At 56.5% G+C, this 23,175-nt stretch carries 12 protein-coding genes; 6 read left to right on the top strand and 6 right to left on the bottom strand.

Features of this window, described 5'->3' with window-relative positions; genetic code table 11:
• The first annotated feature begins 135 nt into the window (after window positions 1-135).
• Window positions 136-960: a hypothetical protein gene (locus tag LOC70_RS11330; protein WP_230253686.1), complete on the top strand. Its 825-nt coding sequence runs from the start codon at window positions 136-138 to the stop codon at window positions 958-960.
• A gap of 235 nt (window positions 961-1,195) precedes the next feature.
• Here the strand turns inward: LOC70_RS11330 and LOC70_RS11325 are convergent, their stop codons facing one another.
• Window positions 1,196-2,035: a hypothetical protein gene (locus LOC70_RS11325; protein WP_230253685.1), complete on the bottom strand. Its 840-nt coding sequence runs from the start codon at window positions 2,033-2,035 to the stop codon at window positions 1,196-1,198.
• A 578-nt stretch (window positions 2,036-2,613) separates the two neighbouring features.
• On the opposite strand from LOC70_RS11325, the gene LOC70_RS11320 reads away from it, so the two are divergent.
• Window positions 2,614-3,348, top strand: a complete 735-nt coding sequence (locus tag LOC70_RS11320) for a hypothetical protein (protein WP_230253684.1) — start codon at window positions 2,614-2,616, stop codon at window positions 3,346-3,348.
• A 381-nt stretch (window positions 3,349-3,729) separates the two neighbouring features.
• Here the strand turns inward: LOC70_RS11320 and dnaE are convergent, their stop codons facing one another.
• Window positions 3,730-7,329, bottom strand: a complete 3,600-nt coding sequence (dnaE, locus tag LOC70_RS11315) for a DNA polymerase III subunit alpha (RefSeq protein ID WP_230253683.1) — start codon at window positions 7,327-7,329, stop codon at window positions 3,730-3,732.
• Between the two features lie 567 nt (window positions 7,330-7,896).
• Here dnaE and LOC70_RS11310 point away from each other — a divergent pair.
• Both LOC70_RS11310 and LOC70_RS11305 read left to right on the top strand, forming a co-directional pair.
• On the top strand, window positions 7,897-9,153 hold the full coding sequence (locus tag LOC70_RS11310; protein WP_230253682.1) for a cytochrome-c peroxidase: 1,257 nt from the start codon (window positions 7,897-7,899) through the stop codon (window positions 9,151-9,153).
• Between the two features lie 256 nt (window positions 9,154-9,409).
• Window positions 9,410-10,288 (top strand): hypothetical protein, encoded by an 879-nt coding sequence (locus tag LOC70_RS11305; protein ID WP_230253681.1) that lies wholly within the window; start codon window positions 9,410-9,412, stop codon window positions 10,286-10,288.
• A gap of 1,793 nt (window positions 10,289-12,081) precedes the next feature.
• On the opposite strand, the gene LOC70_RS11300 is transcribed toward LOC70_RS11305, so the two are convergent.
• The gene (locus LOC70_RS11300) at window positions 12,082-13,110 is read right to left on the bottom strand and encodes a DUF1559 domain-containing protein (RefSeq protein ID WP_315857247.1); all 1,029 of its coding nucleotides are present in this window, start codon (window positions 13,108-13,110) and stop codon (window positions 12,082-12,084) included.
• 196 nt (window positions 13,111-13,306) lie between these two features.
• On the bottom strand, window positions 13,307-16,363 hold the full coding sequence (locus LOC70_RS11290) for a DUF11 domain-containing protein (RefSeq protein WP_230253680.1): 3,057 nt from the start codon (window positions 16,361-16,363) through the stop codon (window positions 13,307-13,309).
• Between the two features lie 220 nt (window positions 16,364-16,583).
• Here LOC70_RS11290 and LOC70_RS11285 point away from each other — a divergent pair, with 220 nt between their 5' ends.
• Together LOC70_RS11285 and LOC70_RS11280 are read left to right on the top strand one after the other, a co-directional pair.
• Window positions 16,584-16,916, top strand: a complete 333-nt coding sequence (locus tag LOC70_RS11285; RefSeq protein WP_230253679.1) for a tetratricopeptide repeat protein — start codon at window positions 16,584-16,586, stop codon at window positions 16,914-16,916.
• Window positions 16,917-17,006: 90 nt separating this feature from the next.
• Complete coding sequence (locus LOC70_RS11280; RefSeq protein ID WP_230253678.1) at window positions 17,007-18,509, top strand: sulfatase family protein; 1,503 nt, start codon at window positions 17,007-17,009, stop codon at window positions 18,507-18,509.
• Window positions 18,510-18,655: 146 nt separating this feature from the next.
• On the opposite strand, the gene LOC70_RS11275 is transcribed toward LOC70_RS11280, so the two are convergent.
• Window positions 18,656-20,179, bottom strand: coding sequence for a DUF1501 domain-containing protein (locus tag LOC70_RS11275; protein ID WP_230253677.1), 1,524 nt, complete (start codon window positions 20,177-20,179; stop codon window positions 18,656-18,658).
• The gene (locus LOC70_RS11270) at window positions 20,176-23,007 is read right to left on the bottom strand and encodes a PSD1 and planctomycete cytochrome C domain-containing protein (RefSeq protein ID WP_230253798.1); all 2,832 of its coding nucleotides are present in this window, start codon (window positions 23,005-23,007) and stop codon (window positions 20,176-20,178) included. Before LOC70_RS11270 ends, LOC70_RS11275 begins: the two co-directional genes overlap by 4 nt.
• Between the last annotated feature and the right edge of the window lie 168 nt (window positions 23,008-23,175).

Raw genomic sequence — 23,175 nt, 5'->3', positions numbered from 1 at the left:
CGCGTGGATGCGGCGGTTGAGTCACTTTCGCTTCCAGGTTGCTTCGTTCGTCGCGGTTCAGAACGCGTCGCCTAGCCGAAGCTCAAGTCCTCTGTTCAACCATCGGATGCACGAACAGCTGCGGAGTCGTGGTTGTTGAAGTGGTTGATCGTTCGCGGCGACCACGTGATCCGTAGCGTTCTGTCTGCAGGTTTCGTTTCATCACATCGCGATTACGCCCCCAAACAGATGCAAAGATTTTCACACTGTTTGCGTTTGCCAACCGCCCTCCTGTATTGCCTTATGACCACACCTGGTTGTGGCCGTACCGAAACGCCCGCTCTAGGCGACTCGTTCATCGCTACGACACTGAGTGCAGTTCCTCAACAGTCTCACGGCCAATTCTCATCTGCCGAAGAGGCTTCGCAGTTCTTCCTTAAACAGGTCGTCGCTCACAATGTCGACGAGGCAATGCTTCTATTGCCTATCGTTCAGACGTACGAGTCCGTCGATTTTGATGATTTCGTGGAAGACACCAATACCTGGACTCCATTGCATTCGCAGACTCCTGCTTCACCACATGCGAACCTAATGATGGCACTGAGGCCGGTCCACGATTTCGAGCGATTGTGTGCAGGTCTTCGATTGATGAATCACCGCGATAACTACACGATTGACAAGACAATCTACTTTCGGAGAGACGAAGATCGCGAAGGTGCGATCAAGGAGTTTAAGTCTGCTTTGTCGGGTTCAATACCGAACGAATTCGAGTTGGCTATCGAAGAAAACAACATTGTCGTCGACAAGAAGACTACGGAGGCTTTGTCCAGCGAATTATCGGCAAAGCTGGTCGCGTTAGAAGTGACGCAAATTCAGGCAATGCTTCTTTTGTCTCCTGAAGATCAGGCAGAGCTGCTTAGGTTGATCGCGATCGAAATAGATAGCAAGTGGTACATTTATCAATGGCAAGTGCTCAAGTAATCATTGCATCCGCGTAAGTTTCTACGATCTCGATCGCGCTATTGCAGCAACAAAGGGGGCAAGTCTCTTTGATGAGCGATTTGCGAAAAAGAGGCCTGACCGCTTAGATTTCGCCAAGACATCTTCACCGTCAGATATTGCTTATGGTTTTCACGCCAACAGTCCCCAAACTTGTCGCCGGTGACCAAATCGGGGGAGCAAGTGCGGAGCGCGTTCGAGTGATTTGTCCAGACGATTATTCGTCACCGGTCGACTTGTTTTCCAGTCGCTTGACCGTTTCGGCATCTGCTACATCTGCGTCGGCTACAGCAAACAAGACAAGTGGCTCACGACTGGGTAGTTGTTTCAGCTTTGCAATCTCAACAGCGTCAACGATCAGTGCCAAACTTTCACGCTGCAGATCGCTATCTAGCTTGGCCCGTTCCGCTTCCGCAGCCTTGACCGTCTTTTCCATCGCGACCGCGTATTCCTTCACGCCGGGGATTCGCTTGAGAAACTCCCCGCAGAAATTGCGGATGAACACGGCGAAGTCAATGGTGTTTGACATCGCCAGATAGGAACCTTCACGGTTGGCTTTCAGAGCGTCAAGCAATCGCTGAAGCGCCTTGATGACGGTCACGCTTTCAAGCTCGCCATGTTCAAGCATGTTTGACACGGCTTCCATCATCTTGTCAAAGAGGCTTGGCAATTGCCCTTCACTTCGCAGCCGTTCGTAAAGCGAGTCAAAATCGTAGACACCAGAAGAATCGACTACATTGATGGGGCCGACCTGATGATACCGTCTAACGACATCTTCTAGGTAGGATTTCGCTTGCACCCTATTTGGATTAGCGGCGAAGTTTTTCGATGCTTCTGTAATTGGTTTCAACCACTTTGGTCGATCGATCTCTGACAATATGTCAAGTAGGTCGTTCCCGGCTTTTTCAACTCTACTCGCTTTCTCAGCGCAAAGCTTGATCCGGTCTTTATCATCACCAGAAAACGCCGCTATCGCGGCATCGAGCCGATTTTTAAACGTGGAATAGCGATCAGTGACCGTCCGGTTAAATCTGTCGAAACTTGTCATCTTTTTCAATTATCAATCTCATGTACTGCTTCGAGGTTGCCCACCGCACGCAACAATAGCGGCTCCCGAAGCGTCGAAACAGTCGTCAGTGTCCAAACCATTGACGACCCATTGAGCCAGCCGGTGGAGATCCGGCCAAGGCCGCTTGCCGCGTTTATTAACTTTGCCGTTGCCTACGCAGCAGATCCCGTCGGCAAGCTTACCCACGTCGTCGGCATTCTCAGAGTCCAACAAAGGGGTTTGGTCTCTTTGATTTCGCTTGGTGATGATCGCTGAGTTCTTTCGCCAGCCGCCTTTAAAACTCGGTGTTCCGCATCGACTTCGGTCGCTGCGCTTTCTATGTCGGACACGGAACACCTAACAGAAAATGGCGGCACTCCATTTACAAAGCCGAAGCGGCAACTCGCCGGATGCTTTCACGTTTGCTTCAAGCGTACGTGCAACGCAACCTTTCAAGAACTTTTGAGTCGCTCGGTTACATCCCAGGTGTTTTCCCGCTGAGTCCTGTAGCGGAGGAAGTCGAGTGCCTTGGACCAGCCCCGTCGGCCGGTCATCGAACTTTCCCGCCATTTCACGGGAGAAGCCAGATGAAGATTTCAAAATTGGTTCGGATGTTCTTGGCTGCTGGGCTCGTGGTGGTCGCTTCTGGGGTTGCGACCACGCCAGCGAAAGCGTCGCCGACCGATCACGCGGACAACTATCACGAGTTTGCCGCCTACGCCCACACGTATTCCGCGTACGCACCGGTCACCACCCGGCTCAATTACATTTCAGATCGTGTGGATGAATTGAGCCTGGGGCTCTTCGACGCCGAGCCCGACGAAGCGATTGCCATGATCCGCGAGCTTGAGCGTTTGGAAACCGAACTGGTGTGGCTGGAATTATTGCAGTCGCAACTCAGCGGTGCTTTGGATGTCGCCGGCGATGCGTTGGAACTCGACGCCAACGGATTGTGGGATACGCTCGTCGAGCGATTGATCAACGCTCAGGCCACGGCTGAATTCCTATTGGAAATCTACGCCAGCCCTGAGTTTGATTTTCCGATCGATGCGTCCAATGGGATGTCCAGTGTGATTTGGAACATCGACATCGCGATGGAATCGGCCGCTTTTGCTTTCCTCACGAACGACTCCGGCGTGACGGGCAATTCCGTACCCAAAATCGAGAAGGCCGTTGTCGACAAATTCCCACCCCGCAAGCCAGTCAAAGGCGATGTGATTTGGGAGGAGTCCAAAGACGAAGCGTCAGACGATGAGAAAAGGAAGGATTCGGCAGCGAAAGGCGAAACTAGCACGGAAAAACGCGAATTTAAGAAGCTGTGATTGAACGGGCATCCGCTAGGTTCACAAGCCGAGCATCCTGTCGGAATGGCCGACAGGATGCATCGCTGCGCCGATCGACGTGGTGGTCGAGTTGTTTAGCAGACATCCAAAAGCGTCCTGAACAACAATGGGTGCAGGTCTCTGTGAAGAGCGATTTGCAAAACAGAGGCCTGCCCCTTTGTTTCGTCTGACCCCTTGGTTTCGTGCTCAACTTCAATTCGGTTTGACCGAACGTTGATCGATGACACGTGTTTGGATTGGTAGCCAATCCAGCACGTGTCATGACTCTGCGAGCAGCCTAGCGGCATGGCGCAAGCCAACCGGTGTCTCTCCAAAGGGCATCCTGCTGCCCCAAAAAAATGCCCGGCAACCGAATCGTCCTCACCGCTTCGGTTTGCTCATCAGCAATTTGTAGTGCCCGGTTCCGAGCAGGTCGTCCAAGCGTTCTCGGAGCTCCGGCGTGATGTCGACGCGGAATTTGTCGGCTTTGAAATGCACGGTCTCGCCTTCGCACATCTGTAGTGCCAGCAAGAAATCTTTCGTACCGGGATAGCCGCGAACAATTTCGCGGACGTTCGACACGGTCTTCTCATCGTGTTCGGCTTCGTCCAAACGGATGCGAATGCCGTGGGTGTAGCGGCTGTCGAGTTCGTCGATCGGCGTCAGCTCGTCGATGATCAAGTTGATTTCGTCGCCACCACCTCGACGGTCGACCTTGGCTTTCGCCAACACCACCGCGTCCGGTTGAATGCGTTCTCCGCAAACCGCGAAACCTTTGGGCCAGCAGATACAACGCACGTTGCCCGCCATGTCTTCCAAATCGAAGTTGGCGTACTTGCTGGGTGCACCGGGTTTAGGGTTTTTGGTGTGCGCGATTTTGATGCTGCTGATCATCCCACCCACGATGACTTCGTCGCGGTCTTTGCAGTCCGCCATGGTTTCGGTCGTGTGCGTGCGGAATGTCGCCAGCTTGGGTTCGAATTCGGCCAGCGGATGGCTGTCCAGATAAAAGCCCAGGACCTCTTTCTCAGCGAGCAGTTTCTCTCGATCGGGCCATTCTTCCATGTCGGGCAATGGCACCGCGGCGCTCGCTTGTTCCTCGCCTCCGTCACCTTCTTCATCGTCGAAGACATCAAAGAAGCTCGCTTGGCCGGTTTTCTTGTCTGCCTGAACCTTCGCACCGGCCTGCATGGCGCGTTCAATCACAGCCGCGAGCTGGCTGCGTTTGGCACCGAAGGAGTCAAATGCTCCGGCTTTGATCAGCGTTTCGATCGAGCTACGGTTACAGTCGTGGGGATCGACTCGCTCGCAGAAATCGAAGATGTCTTTGAACGGCCCATTTTTTTTGCGTTCCGCTTCAATGCTGGTCGCGGTCGAACCACCGCATGCTTTGATCGCCGATAAAGCAAATGGGATCTTGCCATCCAACACGCCGAAGTCAGCGTCCGAACGATTGACGTCGGGTGGCAACACCTCGATGCCCATCCGGTCGCAATCTTCCATGTGCTCGACCAAGGCGTCCTTGCGTTTGAAGTTTCGACCTGAGATGTCACTGGACAACAACGCGGCCATGAACTCGACGGGATAGTGAGCCTTCAAGTACGCGGTTTGATAAGCCACCAACGCGTAGGCGGTGGAGTGCGATTTGTTGAAGCCGTAACCGGCGAATTTGACGATCAGGTTCCAAATGTCTTCGGCGTCTTTTTCGGCCAGTCCGTTTTCAACACTTCCTTTGATGAAGACATCATGATTGGCGTCGATCAACGCCTGTTTCTTCTTCGAAATCGCTTTAATACAGGTGTACGCTTTGGCGAGCGGCACGTTCCCGAGGCGGTTTAGAATCCGCATCACCTGTTCTTGGTAGACCATGATCGAGTTGGTCTCTTCCAAGATTTCTTTGAGCACCGGGTGCTTGTACTCGGGTTCCTGACGACCGTGTTTGATATTCACGTAGTCGTCGACCATTCCGCCCTCCAGCGGACCCGGTCGGTACAACGCCGCGGTTGCAATGATGTCGCTGAAACAGTCAGGCTTCATGCGTTGCAACAAGTCACGAATCCCGCCGGATTCCAGTTGGAACACCCCCTTGGTTTCACCGCGTTGCAGTAGCGCGTAGCTTTCCTTGTCGTCCAAAGGAAACTTCAGCGGGTCGATCTGCTTGCCGGTGGTTTGTTCGACCAACTTCACCGTTCGCGAAAGGATTGTCAGGTTGCGAAGACCGAGGAAGTCCATCTTCAGCAAACCGGACGCTTCCACGTCGGCCATGGCCCACTGGGTGATCACGTCTTGTTTGCCAGGCACGCGGCCCAGCGGGACGTATTCCGTCAGCGGTTTGTCGGCGATCACCACCGCCGCGGCGTGCGTTCCAACGTTTCGCGCGAGGCCTTCGATCTTCATCGCCAGATCGAGCAACTCGCGAATTTCGGGATCGCCTTCGTAGATCATCTTCAGGTCGGCACTCTTATCGAGCGCCTTCGAAATCGTGATCTTCAGCTCGTCCGGCACCAGTTCGGTGATCTGGTTGACTCGTGAAAGCGGGATGCCGAGAGCCCGACCGGTGTCCTTGATCGCCGCTTTGGCAGCCAACGTTCCGAACGTACCGATTTGGCAAACCATCTCGCTGCCATAACGTTCTTTCACATAGTCGATGACTTCGAGGCGACGTTCCTTTTCGAAGTCGATATCGATATCAGGTGGCTCGGTCCGTGATTCGTCGAGGAATCGTTCGAACAGCAAGTCATAACGCAGCGGACAAACGTGCGACATATAAAGCGCGTAGCACACGATTGCACCGACCCCCGAACCCCGAGCGGTCGCGCTGATGCCGATGTCGCGGGCGTGATTGACAAAGTCCCAAACAATCAAGAAGTACGTCGGGTAGTTGAGTTTCTCGATGACCCCTAGTTCGCGATCCAAACGAGCCATGACTTCATCGGACAATTTTCCGTCCACGATGCGTTCGGGATCGCCCTCGTAGCGTTCCATCAAGCCTTGCTCGCACAGCTTCCGTAGATACTGCAGCGGCGTCAGTTCATCCGGGCAGGGGAAGCTTGGGAAGAAGTACTTGTTGAACTCGAGTTCAATGTCGACCGTGTTGGCAATTTCCTGGCTGCGCGCAACGGCGTCTTCCAAACCAGGGAACTTCTCGTACATCTGTTGCGGGCTGCGAAGGAAGAACTGATCGTTCTCCATCTTCATCCGCGTGTTGTCCGTGCGGAAACGCCCGGTGTTGATGCACAACATGATGTCTTGGGCTTCCGCGTCTTCTTGATTGACGTAGTGGCAATCACTGGTCGCGACCAACGGCAGTCCCATTCGTTTCGCGATTTCCACCGCACCTTCGAGCTGGATGCGTTGGATATCGACGTCGTTGTTCATGATCTCGATGAAGTATCGATCACCGAACACCTTGTGGAACCAACCCGCGACCTTCTTGGCTTCTTCTTCGTGCTCTTTGGTTTCGATGCCCTTCAAAATCGCTCGGCTGAATTCGCTGCTGACGCAGCCGGACAAGCACACGATGCCCTCGCTGTACTTCTCCAAAATCTCTTTGTCGATTCGCGGTTTGAAGTAGAAGCCTTCCAGTGACGCGGCCGAGGCGAGTTTGATCAGGTTTTTGAATCCCTGACGATTTTGGGCCAACAACGTCAGGTGATAGCTGGCGGCTTTGCTGCTGCTGGCTCCACCCTTGTCGAATCGACTGCCGGGCGCGATGTAGGCTTCGTACCCAATGATCGGGTTGATCCCCGCGTCTTTTGCTTTGCGATAGAACTCGAGCGCCCCGTGCAAATTGCCGTGGTCGGTCAACGCGAGCGCATTCATGCCGTGGTCGACGGCGCGATTGACCAATTTGCCGACATCGCCGGCACCGTCCAGCAAGCTGTAGTGGCTGTGGCAGTGCAGGTGAACAAACGGTTTGACTTCCGGGACTTCCGTCGCGGCTTCGATGCTCATTTCCGGGGCGATGATCGTATCCGACATTCAGCAAAATCCTTTTCGAGGGGGCGCGTCAGCCCACGTTTGTAACCGCTTCGCCGCCCGAGAGAAACTCGCATTTTCCGCGGCCGGTTTCGGCCCGCGAATCACGAGGTTTGGTGTCAGGAAGTCGCGTTTCGGGGTGCGAAAGCAGGGGTGGGGGTGGGATGTCAGGTGGGACCGTGACCTACGGGGAGGTGAGTTGGGGTGAGCGTCAGGTGGGGTCGTGACGTACGGAGAGGTGGAGGGCGTCAGGTGAGACCGTGACCTACGGGGACGTGTGTTGGGGGTGGAACGTCGGGTGGGACCGTGACGTGCGGGAAGGTGAGTTGGGGTGAGCGTCAGGTGAGACCATGACCTACGGGGACGTGTGTTGGGGGTGGAACGTCGGGTGGGACCGTGACGTGCGGGAAAGTGAGGTGGAGGGCGTCAGGTGGGACCGCGACCTACGCGAACGTCGACGTCAGGTGGGACCGTGACCTACGGGTGGCGGTGTGCACGGGGCGGGGGCGAGGCGAAGTGTTAGACTGTGGGCTGGTCTTGTTGCATGAGATTCCTGTTTTGATGCCGGTCATGATGAAGTTGCATCTCGTTTGGAAACGTTTCGCTCGCGTTGGTTTGTCGCTGCTGTTCGGGTTGGGGGCGCTCGCGTGTTCCGCGGTTGCTCACTCGGAGGATTCGGCGACGCGGCGCGAGTTGAATTTGCCTGCGACGCCGTTCAACTACACCGACGTGGATTGGCCTCCGCATTTCGCTTCGGCAATGGAACGTTTCGACAACACGCCCGAGGACAATCCGCTGACGGATCACGGTGCGACATTGGGACGGGTGTTGTTCTACGACACGACGCTATCCGCCAACGGAACGACCTCGTGTGCCTCGTGTCACAAACAGTCGCTCGCGTTCACGGACGATGAACCGCTCAGCACCGGATTCGACGGCGAAAAGGTAGCTCGCAATTCCATGAGCCTGGTCAATGTCCGGTTCTATCAACGTGGTCGGTTCTTTTGGGATGAACGCGCACGGACGTTGGAGCAACAAGTCCTGATGCCGATTGAAAATCCGATCGAGATGGGGCACGAGCTGAACGCGTTGGTGAATCAGTTGCAAGCGGATCCAATCTATCCACCTTTGTTCGACAACGCATTTGGTTCTGGCGAAGTCACCCAGGACCGGATCGCGAAAGCGTTGGCTCAGTTCGTTCGCTCGATCGTGTCGTTTGGATCTCGCTACGACGAAGGATTGGCGGCGGCGGGATCGTATCGACGCGATTTCCCAAACTTCACCGAGCAAGAGAACCTTGGCAAAGACGTATTCCTTCGCCGCGCGAATTGTGCCTCGTGCCACATGAGCAACGCTTTGCCGTTCAATCCGCACCGACCCGATGAACCCTACGATTCGCGCCGGCGTCCCGCTCGACAAGTCGCTTTCTTCACCATGACGACTCCGGCCGTGAACGGCGTGGATGCGGATTCGGACGAAGTCGATTTGGGTGTGGGCGTGATCAGCGGATCGAAAGATGATCGCGGGCGATTCAAGTCGCCGTCGCTGCGGAACATTGAGCTGACCGGGCCGTTCATGCACGACGGACGGTTTCACACGTTGGACCAAGTCGTTGAGCATTACAACTGGAGCATCAAGCCGCATCCCAATTTGGACGGACGACTGCAAAACTTCGCAGCCAATGGCATGGGATTGCCCGAGGTCCCGAAAGTCGCTTTGGTGGCGTTTTTGAAAACGCTGACGGACCGTTCGATTCTGAGCGAGGAAAAGTGGAGTGATCCGTTCGTCCATCGTGAAGGTGTTTCTCGCGATGCGACAACGCGATGATCGTCACCACCGATCGAGTCCATGTGATCGATTCGGATCACCATCGTGCGTTGCAATAATTCCACACCGTGTTGCGTTCTTACAACGCGACGGCCGCGCGGTGATGGCGCTCGTTCAGGGGGGATGACTTGTAAGGCAAGTGAATCGTTGGACTTAGTGAGAAAACCATGCTTGGCAGCGGCCAGTGGCGCGGCGTCTGCTTTCTGGTTCCGGTTCGACCGCGGAGGTCTTCTGACTAGTAATCCAGATTTGCTGCATGCACGTCGTCCAACTTACCGAACTCGCGTCTGTCTTGGCCTACCACGGTCCAGCCATGATGATGCAACGTCATTCGATTTCGCCCGAGGCGATCGCTGAATATTGGCGAGCGTCCCGCAATCGATTGGATTTGTGGCATCAGGTCATGGCCCGGTTCAACCGAGTGAAAGCCACCGGCGACTACTACCGAATGCGGTGCTGGTGGACGGAACACATGGGTGTCTTGGAGGAGATTCTGGCCAGCGAAGTCCTGACGCGAGTCGTTGCCGCGATCGGCGATGGAATGGATCGTCGCAATTCAGCCGATGAGTGTTCGCCGATCACCCAAGCGATCCATCTGGCGCACTTGGAGGCTCGCAACCGAGTCCAATGGGCGATTCTGGATCGACGAGGATGCAGCGTCACGGACGCGGTTCGATTGAACCGGCTTCGGCGGGTGACGGAGCGTTGGATCGATGTGTTGGTGGGAAGCCTCGCCGCTCACGATTCAGAACTTGCTCGGTTCGGAATGGATCTGACGCGAACACGTTCCCATGCGGCCGCCGCGCGTGAATGCGTGAGCACGCCATCGCACGAGACGATCACATGGCTCACGCGAGCCGCGATGACCGAGGGATTCCAAAAACACATGGCGAAGAAGGCGTCTTTGCCGGCCGCGAATCAAGGCGTCTCGGACAGCGTGATCTTGATGATGCGAGCGGATTTGTTCGACAGCGTGGGCGTGCTGAAGTCGTTGTGGATGCACCGCATTGAAAACAAGGTCGAACAGACCGACCAGATGATCGAAGAGTTTCTTCGGCCAGATATCGAAGCGGCATCGTCCGTCAATGTGTATGAGCAAGTGCACGCGACGGCGCTCGCACAGTGGTTCCGATAAGTCCCGGCCGTTTTGCGGCGGAGTGCGTGTGACACCGGCGGGCTCGCGCCCGTTCCGCTATGAGATGCGGGGTTGGACGGGAACTTGGTGAGGGTTTGCGAGGAGGGATGCAATTGCCGGAGCTTCGCTTCGCTGCGGTCCGGCCTACCGGGAGGCTAAGTTAGCACGTGATGCTAGCCAGTGATGTACGCTGGGAGCTTTGGGGTTTTGTGATGCTGTGTGACACCGGCGGGCTCGCGCCCGTTCCGCTAAGAGAGGTGGGGTTGGACGGGAACGCGGCGAGGGTTTGCGAGGAGGGATGCAATTGCCGGAGCTTCGCTTCGCTGCGGTCCGGCCTACCGGGAGGCTAAGTTAGTACATGGGGCTAGCCAGTGATGTGCGCTGGGAGCTTTGGGGTTTTGTGGTGCTGTGTGACACCGGCGGGCTCGCGCCCGTTCCGCTAAGAGATGTGGGGTGGACGGGAACGTGGTGAGGGTTTGCGAGGAGGGAGGTGATTGCCGGAGCTTCGCTTCGCTGCGGTCCGGCCTACCGGCAGGCTAAGTTAGTACGTAGGCTAGCCAGTGATGTGCGCTGGGAGCTTTGGGGTTTTGTGGTGCTGTGTGACACCGGAGGGCTTGCGCCCGTTCCGCTAAGAGATGTGGGGTTGGAGCTTGGTGAGAGAGACGAGCTAAACCTGCGACTGCAGTCCGGTCCCTGACTTCCCGACAACACGACTGGTCGCTCCGAAGCCATTCCATCAGTCTCAGTCGGATCTTGTCCGAGATATGTCGTCACCCAGCGAGAGGTCTCTACGATACGACAGAGTCCAATGTAGTCTTTCTAACAGTGGTAGCAGTGCAGTACTGATCGCCACCAAGACCGCAAGCATCATGTACGGTTGCCAAACTCCATTTGAGAAGGATGGAACAACGCCAACAGGCAAGACCATGGCAGCAACGATCCAGACAGGAAGTGCAAGTCGCCATGCGCGATTCGGACGAAGCCGAAACGCGAGCAAGATGCCGAATAGAATCGCAACCAACTCCCATATGAGCATCATTGCATTCCGCTCAACGAGTCGGGGACCAACGCTGAACACCACGATGGCCAGCCAGCCGGCGTGCATTGTGGACAAACCGGCGATTAGGTGCCGCAATCGCGTGTGGTCCGGTTCGATCGCATCGAGATCTTTGTCAATCTCGGATGGTTCGTAGGGGTTCAGATTTGCGTTCATCACCTTCTTCAGTCGGATAGCATTGGGACGCAGGTGATTGCCGGAGCTTCGCTTCGCTGCGGTCCGGCCTACCGGGAGGCTAAGTTAGTACGTGGGGCTAGCCAGTGATGTGCGCTGGGAGCTTTTGGGGTTTGTGGTGCTGGGTGACACCGGAGGGCTTGCGCCCGTTCCGCTAAGAGATGTGGGGTGGACGGGAACGTGGTGAGGGTTTGCGAGGAGGGAGGTAATTGCCGGAGCTTCGCTTCGCTGCGGTCCGACCTACCGGGAGGCTAAGTTTGCACGTGGGGCTAGCCAGTGATGTGCGCTGGGAGCTTTGGGGTTTTGTGATGCTGTGTGACACCGGAGTGCTCGCGCCCGTTCCGCTAAGAGATGCGGGGTGGACGGGAACGCGGTGAGGGTTTGCGAGGAGGGATGCAATTGCCGGAGCTTCGCTTCGCTGCGGTCCGGCCTACCGGGAGGCTAAGTTAGCACGTGGGGCTAGCCGGCGACGTGCGCTGGGAGCTTTGGGGTTTTGTTGCCGTGTGGTATCGGAGGGCTTGCGCCCGTTCCGCTAGGAGAGGTCGGCTGGGCGTTGCGTCGACTAGAACTCACTGGCGTCGAAGACTTCTCGGTTGTCGCGGCTGCCGATTGCGTGACGGATTTTGTCGTCGAGAGAATCGGTGGTGAAGCGGACGGAACCGTCACACATCAGCAGATGCACGCCGCCCGGATGAAAGCTTCCCAGTGACATCTGCAGGTCGTCCTTGGAAACGTTCTGCAAGTTAAATCCTTGGCGAAGCGAGCACAGCGCTTCGGAGAAGTCTTGACCGTTCTGTGTGTCGAAGTCTTCGTGATACAACATGAAGTGATCGCAAACCCCGCATTCGTCGCCGTCGATGTATCGGGTTTCGCCGATCATCACCGTGTTGCTGAGGCCATCCAGGATGCCAGCGAACTTAATCGGTTTGCGATCCGGACGGTTGTCACACACGTCACCGCCTGACTGAATGTGGCAGAAGTTGGTCGCCAGAAAGACGCCGTTGCCTTCATCAAATCCCAGCAAGTCAAAATCCGGAATGGAATACTCGTTCCAGTTGATATTGCTGCCGGCGTTTCCAAGGTAGGAATTGCGAACACGACCCTGAATCCGATCGCTGGGCATGCTTTGGGCGATGGGACCGATCTGAGACGGGCATCGAAAGACCATCACCGGCGCCGTCGCGAGTTGTCTGAAGCGGACACTTTCGGGCAAATTGCCCGTGGGGCCTCCGCGTTCACCGTAAGGAACAATGTCCGCCAATTGGGTTTGTTCCAGAAAAGCCAAAATGTCGGTTGTCCAGCTTGGACCCCAGCCACCTTTGGCTCCCCACGGCATCGTGCGGTAAACCGATTCGTAATTGTGAATCGCTAGCCCGATGTTCTTTAAGTTGTTGCTGCACTGTACTTTGCGAGCGGCCTCGCGAGCGGCTTGAACCGCCGGTAGCAACAGCCCAACCAAGATTGCGATGATCGCAATCACCACGAGCAGCTCCACCAAGGTGAACCCTGACGACGATTTCAAACGTGGCAGGTGTGCACCGACAGACAACCGTCGGGGGACAGCGGGTGGGGTGGGGGCGGGGGAGAACATGCCGCCATTTTCGCTGATCCCCCCTGCTCGGGAAAGGATGAAATCATAAAAAAACGACGTCGAGGAAGAATCCTCGACGCCGTTTACGTTGATTTTATCGGTCAAGAGAACCGCCTGTGCGACTCAGACGCCGATTGGTCGCGGCTCGCCATCACCCCAGCGAGCCATGAAATCGGTGTTGAAGTCGCGCCGTTTCCTAACGCAGTGGCAAGGAGAACTCGTTGCCGCCGGGGCCGCTGCGGCGGCTGATCCGTTCGTTGCGAGCGTTCATGTAGTGCGTTGCTTCCTCGGCGACCAAGATCGTGTCACCGCTTCGCACTTCGGTGCGGAATCGGTGGTGACCACCCTCGGCGGCTTTGGCAACGATTTGCATCCGCACTTCGGCACCCGCATCGATCCGTGCGATGGGACTGATCAACACCTGGCCGGTGATGACTTCGCCTTCGTGGCCACGAATTTGTTGCGGCTCGATGCCGTGACTGAACTGAGCGATGGCTCGCACGTCGGTGGCTGGCTTGCTGCCTCGGTTGCGAATCACGATCTCATACGACACGTCTTGGCCGACAGGTGCCGGTGCCGAAGGGTCGTCGATGGACAACACCAAGTCAGCGATGGCTTCCACGTTGGTCGTCAAAGCCACACCGGTTTGACCCGCTGCGCTGCCTTTGCAATCGAACGTGAATTCATGCTGTCCGGTCGAATCCAGACGGCAACGGAATTGATAGTTGCGACGAGCACCAGGAGTCAACGAAGCGATCTTCCAACGCAGTTGGTTGTCGATCAACGAGGCTCCTTCCATCCCGCCGACGTAAGTCACGCCCATGGGCAACGTCAACGTGGCAACAACATCGTCCGATGCGGTGGTGCCGTGGTTGGTCAGCTCGAGCTGATAGAGTGCTTCGGTGTTTTGGTATTTGACTTCGGGACCGCTCAAGACGGCTTCCAAGTCAGCAGCCAAAACGCGAACGTTCTTGTCAGCTTCGGCTTTCAGTTCCAAGTCGCCAACGGCAAGACCGTGGATCTTCAAATCGCCCAAGTCTTGCGCGGTCAGCTCGACTTCGAATTGAGCTTCTTTGCCCGATGGAATGTCACCGATGCGTTGGCTCTGTGGCGTGCTGGATTCAGGTGACAAGGTGAACACCACGTTGGGTGCGATGCCGTCGCCTGGGTTCAGGACACGAATGGTGTAGGTCTTCGATTGGCCGTAGATCACTTCGTCTGGACCATCGATGGTCAATGCCAATTCGGGTTCTTGAACCTGAACCTGCATGCGTTCTTTTTGCGGTGCGATGGTCCAATCGACGTTCAGGTCGTGGGTTCCGCTACGAGCCGCTTTCAAACGAACCAGCATTCGCTCGGATTCGCCAGCAGCCAATTCCTCAATCCGCCAATTCAGTTGGCGAACGTTGTTTTCGGTCGATCCGGAAACGTCACCCCGAGTCGACTGTTGGCCGACCACATCCGCCCAGTCGGGGATGTAGGCTCGGACAACCAAGCCTTCGGCCGTCACGGAGCCACGGTTTTCAACGCGAATTTCGTAAGGATGCGTTTGGCGGATCATGACCTTCTTCGGTCCGGCCGTGGTCACGCGAATGCCTGGCAGTTCGCTGGCGGACGTGATCGCGGGAGTCGCACCGGTGAGGTTGGCTTCATTTTGGATGGTGGTTGTGCCACGCATCTGGTTGGGGAACGTGGTTTCCGATGCGGTGCCTTGCGGGTAGGCCGGACCCGACGGTCGGGTGGCGACTTGCGAACGAGTGTCATAGGTCGCACGAGGCTGGAATTGATCGTGGGAAACGCCACCGGACTGATGCCATGGTGACTGTGGTTCGCCCAGCGTCGATGCGGCGGCTTGGTCGCCGTTGACCACTGGAAGTCGATCGCTGATCGGGTGCAAGGCGATGCCGTTGGGTTCGCTGACTGCGAGTGATCCCGAAGAGCGAGAATCAGCACGGGTTCCGCCGAAGGTCTGCATCTTGGTCGGCGTTTCCGTTGGTGCCGTGGCGGCTTGGAACGGTGCCTGCTGAGGTGCAGCCAGTTGACGATTGGCGGTGCTGAACGAGTCGGCGGGTGCCGAAGGAGCTTGACGAGCTTCACCCAACGTCATCGTTGGCGAGGAAGCGGTCTTGGCCGGCGATGGTGCGAAAGCGGTCTCCGGTGCAACGGCTGGTTGCGAAGGAGCAGGCTTGGTCGCGACGCTGGTTGGTGGCACCAGTTGGCTGATGCGACGCTGAGTCGGTGCGGGTGCGGCAACGGTTGGTGCCGGTTGCGATGGCGCCACTGTTTTGGGCTGACCACTGGCCGCGATTTTTGGCTGTGGTTGTGCCGGTGCAGGTTGGGCAGGTGGCGTTTGCTGCACAGACGGGGCTGGTTTCGCCACCGGTTGAGGCTCGCTCTTGGCAACTGCCACGGGCTCAGGTTTCTTCACGGGTGCTGGTGCCGGAGCAGGTTCCGCCTTGGCGATCTCGGCCGAAGGTGTTTTCTTTGGAGCTGGCTTGGCAACGGGAGCCGGTTGAGTTTCCTTGGTTGGCTCCGTCTTGGCGACGGTGGTTGGCTTGCGACGACGCGAAGATTCGGTCTCGGAAAGAGGTTCCGTGGTCGGTGACGTTTCGACTTTCAAGATGCGACGCGAAACCTTGGGGACGATTTCCACAGGCTCGGTTTGCACGGGTGAGATCGCCACGGGAGTTCGCACGGTTCCACGGCGTACGATCGGTGCGGGAGCCGTTTTGCTTTCGACACGAATAGGAGTCGATGGGCGCGAGGCCGTGGATTCCAACTTCGGTGGTTGCGGTACAGAGCTGTTGGTCGTGGTACGCGGTTGCGATGCGACGCGACGTGCCTCGTTCGGATCACGCAGCGGCGTGGAACTGGCGGTGGAACGTCGGGTGGTCGTCGATTGAGTGCGGCTTCCGTGCGTTGGAATGCCACTCCAGTCCACTTCGCGGTTACTTGGAACAGCCGTCGCGGTTCGGCCGTCGTCATCCCGTTTGGAGGACGAGGACGAAGAGGAACCGAACAGATTGCCGAGCAAACCTCGTGACGATCGGCGTCCGCTCAGTTGTTTGCCAACAACCTGCTGGATTTCTTGGTTGGACGTTTCTTGTGCAGAAACCGTTGGGATCCCAAACAACGAATCGGTGGCTGGGCCAACCGAGACCGACGTCGCCAACATTGTCGCGGCCAAGAAGACCGACAAACGGCGGCTTGGCGACGCCAATTGGGTAATGAGTTGACAAAGACCGCGTGACATTTTTGTACTCGTCTCGTGACACGAAAGGGTGATTCGATCGTGGTATCGGCTGTCCGGGTATTCCGTGCTGAATCAAATTGGAGGACGATGACGGTTTGGACGAAAATTTGGTCTGTGCAAACAGTGACGACAGGCGGCGTTCACCCCCCAGCAATGGCCGGGTTCGAAACGATACCCGTCGAGTTTCACAGACTCTCGCAATTCCTTTTGCTTTTGAAATATGTCACGACGAGAAAAGATCGAAGCGATGTTGGTGGACGACCCAACGGACACATTTTTGCGTTATTCGCTGGCCATGGAATATCGCTCGGAGGGCGACCATGAAACGAGCTTGGTGAAACTGCGAGAGCTGTTCACGGATGATCCGCCGTACGTTCCCGCGTTCTTCATGGCGGCCCAGCAATTGGTGGACTTGGGACGGATCGATGAAGCACGTTCGATTCTTCGCGATGGAATCGACCAGGCGCGATCGCAAAACGACGCTCATGCGGCGGCGGAGATGAGCGAACTGCTTTCGTCGTTGGGTGCCTTCGGCGAAGAAGACGATTTGTAAGATCGCATCGGCTTGAGCAGCCCTGGTTCGGTCGGGGTATCATGCTGCGTTTCCTATCCGGCACCGGCAAACGAGGCACGATCGAACGAGATGGCAACAGCAACGAAAGTTAACCAAGCGGTGCTCATCGGTGCATCGAGTCACGTGCTCGGGTTCGTGTGCTTCGCGGCGATCGTCTGTGGCGCTGTGTTGCCTCGTGCGTGCGCGGAACGACCGAACATCGTCATGGTGCTCACGGACGATCAGGCACCCTGGGCTTTTGGCGAAGCGGTCCGCGCGGGGCAGTTTGACGGCGTGCCCGTTCCATCGACCCCCAACATGGACCGCTTGGCAAAAGAAGGTGCCGTCTTTCGCAATTTCTTTTGCACGACGCCGGTTTGCAGTCCCGCTCGCGCCGCTTTGATGACCGGGCGTTACGCCAGCCAATTGGGCATCACCGACTTCATTCCGCAACCGGGACACAAGCTGTTCGTTCCTGGCGAGGACGTTTTCTTGAACGGCGACGAAACCGTCACCATCGCGGAGATGTTGCAGCACCGTGGGTATCGAACGGGATTGATCGGCAAGTGGCACCTGGGTGATTGGACGGACAGCAACGACGCGAGTCGGCACCCAACCAGTCATGGCTTTGACTACTTCATGGGACTGACCGGCGGCGGGACGTCGCCGAAAGATCCTGAATTGGAAAAAGACGGCAAGGTCCAGCGAATGGACGGCCTGACGATCGATTTGTTGACCCACGAAGGCATCGAGTTCGTGAAGCGAAACTCGGACCGGCCGTTCTTTTTATGCCTGTCGACGCGAGCCCCGCATGGGCCGTGGTTGCCGGTGGCCCCGGAGGATTTGGAACCCTATCAATCGACGGACGTTGCCATTCCGAGCTATCCAGGTTTGGATGAGAAGTCCATACGAAAGAAGATTAAGGAATACCTGGCAAGCACGACAGGCGTGGACCGCAATCTAGGAAAACTGCTCGCGACGATCGATGAGTTGCAATTGCGTGAGAACACGGTCGTTGTCTTCACGTCCGATCACGGTTTCAACATGGGCCACAACGGGATCTGGCACAAAGGCAACGGGATATGGGCGACGAAGCAGAAGCCGCCGGGCGAGACCCATCATGGGACGCGAGTCATCTCGGACAAATACCGTCCCAACTTGTACGATTTGTCACTTCGCGTCCCCACGATCATTCGCTGGCCCGGCGTGATCGAACCTGAGACGGTGATCATCGACACCGCAACGCATCTGGATTGGTTCCCAACGTTTGCCGACATCGCCGGCGGTTCCAACGTGTTGTCATCGCTTCCCGGTCGCAGCCTCACTTCGGTGATGCGAGGTCAAACGCCAAGCGGATGGGAACAAGGCTTCTACAGTGAATACAAAATGGTTCACTATGCTCAAGCGACTTTGCGGGGCTATCGCACTCCGCAGTACAAGCTCATTCGAGACACGCTCAACGCGGGACGCGATGAGTTCTATGACCTGCGATCGGATCCGGGGGAGAGCAACAATTTGATTGCGAGCCAAGACCCCGCGATTCGAAAAGCCATTGACCAATTGGACGCGAAGCTCGCCGCTGGTCCGCATTGACGTTTGCCCGGCTGCCATTCGCTTATCTGTTCGGTTGCCAGTCGCCCACAGGCCGGTACCGAAACGCAATGCGATCAGGTCACCAACGGCCTGCGTGCAAACGCGGTATTGTCGGTGAAAGCAGACTTTTCGCCGACGGTCATTCGCTAGGCAAGGATGTCGTCAATCACTCGCGCCGGTTTAACTCCCGTGAGTTTTTGATTCAAACCTTGGAACGGATAGTAGAGGCTCTCGTGTTCGAATCCCAACAGGTGAAGCAGCGTGGCATGGAAGTCACGCAGGTGAACGGGATTCACCGCGGCGTTGTAGCCGACTTCGTCTGATTCGCCGTAGGAGAAACCGCCTTTGACTCCCGCACCCGCCATCCAGAGCGTGAACGCGGAAGGGTTGTGATCGCGACCGATATAGGTCATCTCCGTTCCGCCACGGTTTTCCCGCATCGGTGTCCGTCCAAACTCGCCACTCCAGATCACCAACGTGTCATCCAGCATGCCATTGGCTTTCAAATCTGCCAGCAATGCCGATGTGGGTTGGTCGACTTGTTTGCATTTGTCTTTGAAGCCTTCATTCAACGCTTCGTTCTTGCCGGCACCGTGCGAGTCCCAACCCCAGTCGTAAAGCTGGATGAAACGCACGCCTTGCTGTGCCAATCGACGAGCCAGCAAACAGTTGTTCGCAAAGGATTCCTTGCCAGGTTCCGCACCGTACATGTCCAGAACATGCTGAGGCTCTTTGCTAATGTCCATTGCATCCGGAACCGCCGTTTGCATTCGGAAAGCCATTTCGTACTGCGCGATGCGAGTGATCGTTTCCGGATCACCAAACGTTTCGTGCGAAGTTTGGTTGAGACGATTCAGCGAATCCAGCATGGCACGTCGAGCTTGACGGGTTGTGCCTTCGGGATCGGAAATGTTCAAAACCGGATCGCCTTTGGATCGGCACTGGACGCCTTGGTAAACCGAAGGCAAGAAGCCTGAACTCCAAAGTGCCTTGCCAACACGAGGCAGACGACCGCCTGACAACAAAACCATGTAGCCGGGAAGGTCTTCGTTCTCGCTACCCAATCCCCACGTCACCCAAGACCCAATCGATGGGTAGCCCATTCGCGATTGGCCGGTGTGCACCATCAACTGAGCCGGGCCGTGATTGAACTGATCGGTCTGCATGGATTTGATGAAGCAGATGTCATCGACTTGCTTCGCCAAGTGCGGCATGCGGTCGGACACCCAGGCCCCCGAATCACCGTGTTGCTGGAACGGGTATTGCGGGCCAAGCATCTTTGGCGTGCCTTGAATGAAGGCGAATCGTTTGCCTTCCAAGAACGATTGCGGGCAGTCCTTGCCGTCCAGTTCTTTCAACGTCGGCTTGTAGTCAAACAGTTCCAGCTGACTCGGTGCACCGATCATATGCAGGAAGATCACTCGTTTAACCTTCGCCGGCATCGGCGGTGCCAGCGGACTGAGTGGATTGTTGGCGGAATGCTCAGGCACAACGGCGTTTCTCGCGTTGGCCTGATTTTGCATGGCCATCCACAACGCACCCAAACCGACGGTGGAGTCACGAAGGAAGTGTCGGCGGGTATGGTGATTCAGCGTTTGGGCGGCCAATTCTTGACCGAGCGAACGACGGCGACCTTGAGCGGCGGTTGGTTGGATAGAGTTCAGATTCATTTGGTCAAAACCTCATCGAGATTCAAAAGCACGTTGGCAACCATCGCCAGCGGATCGCCGGTTTTCAGTTCTTCAATTTGTTGGTGGAGCTGGACCAGTTCTGTCAGCTCCTCTGCCGAAGGCTCACGACAGGTGGCTCGTTCAAAACCCGATCGGATCTGGTCGGAAACAGCCTCGGACTCGTCACGCATTCTTTCGGCAAACGCCGCAGCACATTCCGCGAACGTTTGATCGTTCAACGTCATCAACGCTTGGATGGGTGTGTTGGATCGCAAACGACGAGGCGTGCAGAACTCACGCGAAGGAGCATCGAACGCGGCAAACATCGGGAATGGAATGCTGCGTTTGGTGTAGGTGTAGATCGAACGGCGATAACGATTGCCATCGTCGGTCTTGGGCGTGTTCCATTTGTCCCATCCGGCAAACGGCGTCCACACGCCATCGGGAATCGGTGGGTGCACCGGCGGACCGTGCATGGTGTCGCTGAGCAACCCTGAAATCGCCAACGCCTGATCGCGAACGGTTTCCGCATCCAAGCGGTGGCGAGGACCACGGGCTAGCCAACGGTTGGCCGGATCCTCGGTCTTCAGTTCTTCGGTGACAACGCTGGATTGTCGGTAAGTCCGTGAAAGCAGAATTTCGCGAATCAACGGTTTGAACTTCCATTGATGAGTGTTCTGAAACCGAACCGCCAAGTGATCTAGCAATTGCGGGTGCGAAGGAGCCTCACCGGAGGAGCCGAAATCTTCTTCGGTGGCAACCAATCCAATTCCAAAGATCTGGGACCAAACGCGGTTCACCGCGACGCGAGCTGTGAGAGGATTCTCATCACTGACCAACCATCGCGCGAGTGCCATGCGGTCGGCGGAACCTTCCGTTTCCAGCTCCGGCATCGAAGCGGGCGTGCCGGGGGTCACCTCTTTGTCTTTGGTCAAAAACAACCCGCGAATGAAAACGTGGCTCGGGCGAGCCAAGTGAGCTTCTCGTTCAGCCAACACCGGAACGGTCGTCGTGTTGATCTTGCCACGTCGCGATTTCAGGTCCGCGAGTTGGTCACGTTGCTCTTTCAAGTCGGCATTGGCAAGAAGCTCTTGGAACGCTTCGCTGTCGGATACCGCCAAGTGACCACGCCGCGTGACCAGTGAGAACGCGGCCAACAAATAGACGCGGTGCTTGATCGTGAACTGCAACTTCGCACCGTCCGGAATCGGCATGGACTCCTTCAGCACAAATGCAGCGGAACGTGGGTAGTGGATTCGGGTGTAGGCGGAGAACCCTTGATTCGATTTTCCATCCAAACTCTTTCTCGGATCGTAGAACGGTGTCGGCTCGTCCGAGATCACATCGGCGAACTCGATGATCTTCGGCTCTTCCTCACCGGGCAGAACCAATTTGGCTTCCACGTGTGACAACACGAATCCCCATTCGGAGTCCGAAACGGCCTTTTCAGGATCCAGCGGCATGCCCGTGAAGCGGACCGCGGTCAGTTGATCCATTCCTTCCGGGAATTCCGATTCCAACGTGATGTCCGTGTTTCTGGCGACGGTGCCAACGGTGTGAAATTCGGCGTGGTCCGTTTTGTCTTCCACCGCGACTTGGGTGGCTTTGTTGGTGGACGCCGACAAGGTTTTGATCGGATTCCACAATTCCGCATTGGCGAGCGTCGCGTATTCCTGTTCCCAAATGGTTCGTTCCAATGGACGGATCTGAGCGTCCAACTCGGCGGCTTGGTCATAGTGAGCCGGATCGACTGGGACTCGCAGCACCGGCCAATCTTCGTTCAGATCACTGTCGGCCGTGTTGTTGAAGAACGCTGCGAACTCGTAGTACTCATCGTGTTCAAACGGGTCGTACGGATGGCTGTGACACTGAACGCACCCAAACGTCACGCCTTGCCAAACTTGCCAAGTCGTGTTGACCCGGTCCAAGATCGCTTCGACGCGAAACTCTTCGTCATCGGTGCCGCCTTCTTCGTTCGACTGAGTCAAACGATGGGCCGCCGTGGCGATGTAGTCTTCGATGCTCGGGTTCTTTTTCAAATCGCCCGCGATCTGCTGAATCGTGAACTCGTCATACGGCATGTCACGGTTGAACGCGTCGATGACATAGTCACGGTACTTCCACGTCGTTCGTGGACCGTCCAGCCCCAGTCCCTTGGAATCGGCGTAGCGGATTTGGTCCAACCAAACACTTGCCCAGCGTTCCCCAAACTCGGGACGTTGCAGCAGTCGGTCGACGGCTTCTTCATAGGCAATTTCGCCTTTGTCTTGGATGGTTTGCTCGAAATCGTTGACGTCTTCCGGCGTCGGTGGCAAACCGGTCAGGTCCAATGTGGCCCGCCGCAACCAACGCGATGGGATCTCGTCCTGCGACGGGGCATATCCCTTCTCGTCCAACTTGGCCAAGACGAATCGGTCAATGGATTGGCGGCACCAATCGACGTCGCTGACCACCGGCATCTCAGGAGCATTCGGCTTTTCGTAGGCCCAGTGCTCACCCCACTTGGCTCCTTGCTCGATCCATCGTCGGACCAAAGCGACTTCGTAATCGCTCAACGGTGGTCCATGCTCCGGCGGAGGCATGACTTCGTATTCGTCCTCCGACGTGATGCGTTCCATAATGATGGACGCTTCGGGATCGCCTGGTTCAATGACCCAGCCATCCGGAGGCAGCACCTTGTCGCGATAGACGAACGATACATCGCCGGCTTGTTTGACGCCGCCATGACAGGCCGTGCACTGCGCGTTGAAAATCGGTCGGATGTGATCGTTGAAACGAATCGTCTCCGGCAAGGTCTGCGACTGATCGTCCTCGGCCGTGGCGATCATCGACGTTGTTGCGATGACAAACGTCAGGCAAATCCGTTGAGACCAATGATGCATGGGTGAAAACTCAAGTGAAAATTGTGAAATCAAGAGATGTCGAAGTTGTTTGAGATGACCGATCGAAACGCTACGGAAATTCAATGTTGGGAGGCGTGCGTTTCGACGTTCGAT

It is taken from the genome of Rhodopirellula halodulae (assembly GCF_020966775.1).
Taxonomy (GTDB): Bacteria; Planctomycetota; Planctomycetia; order Pirellulales; family Pirellulaceae; genus Rhodopirellula; species Rhodopirellula halodulae.
This window is presented reverse-complemented; position numbering and strand designations above follow the sequence as displayed.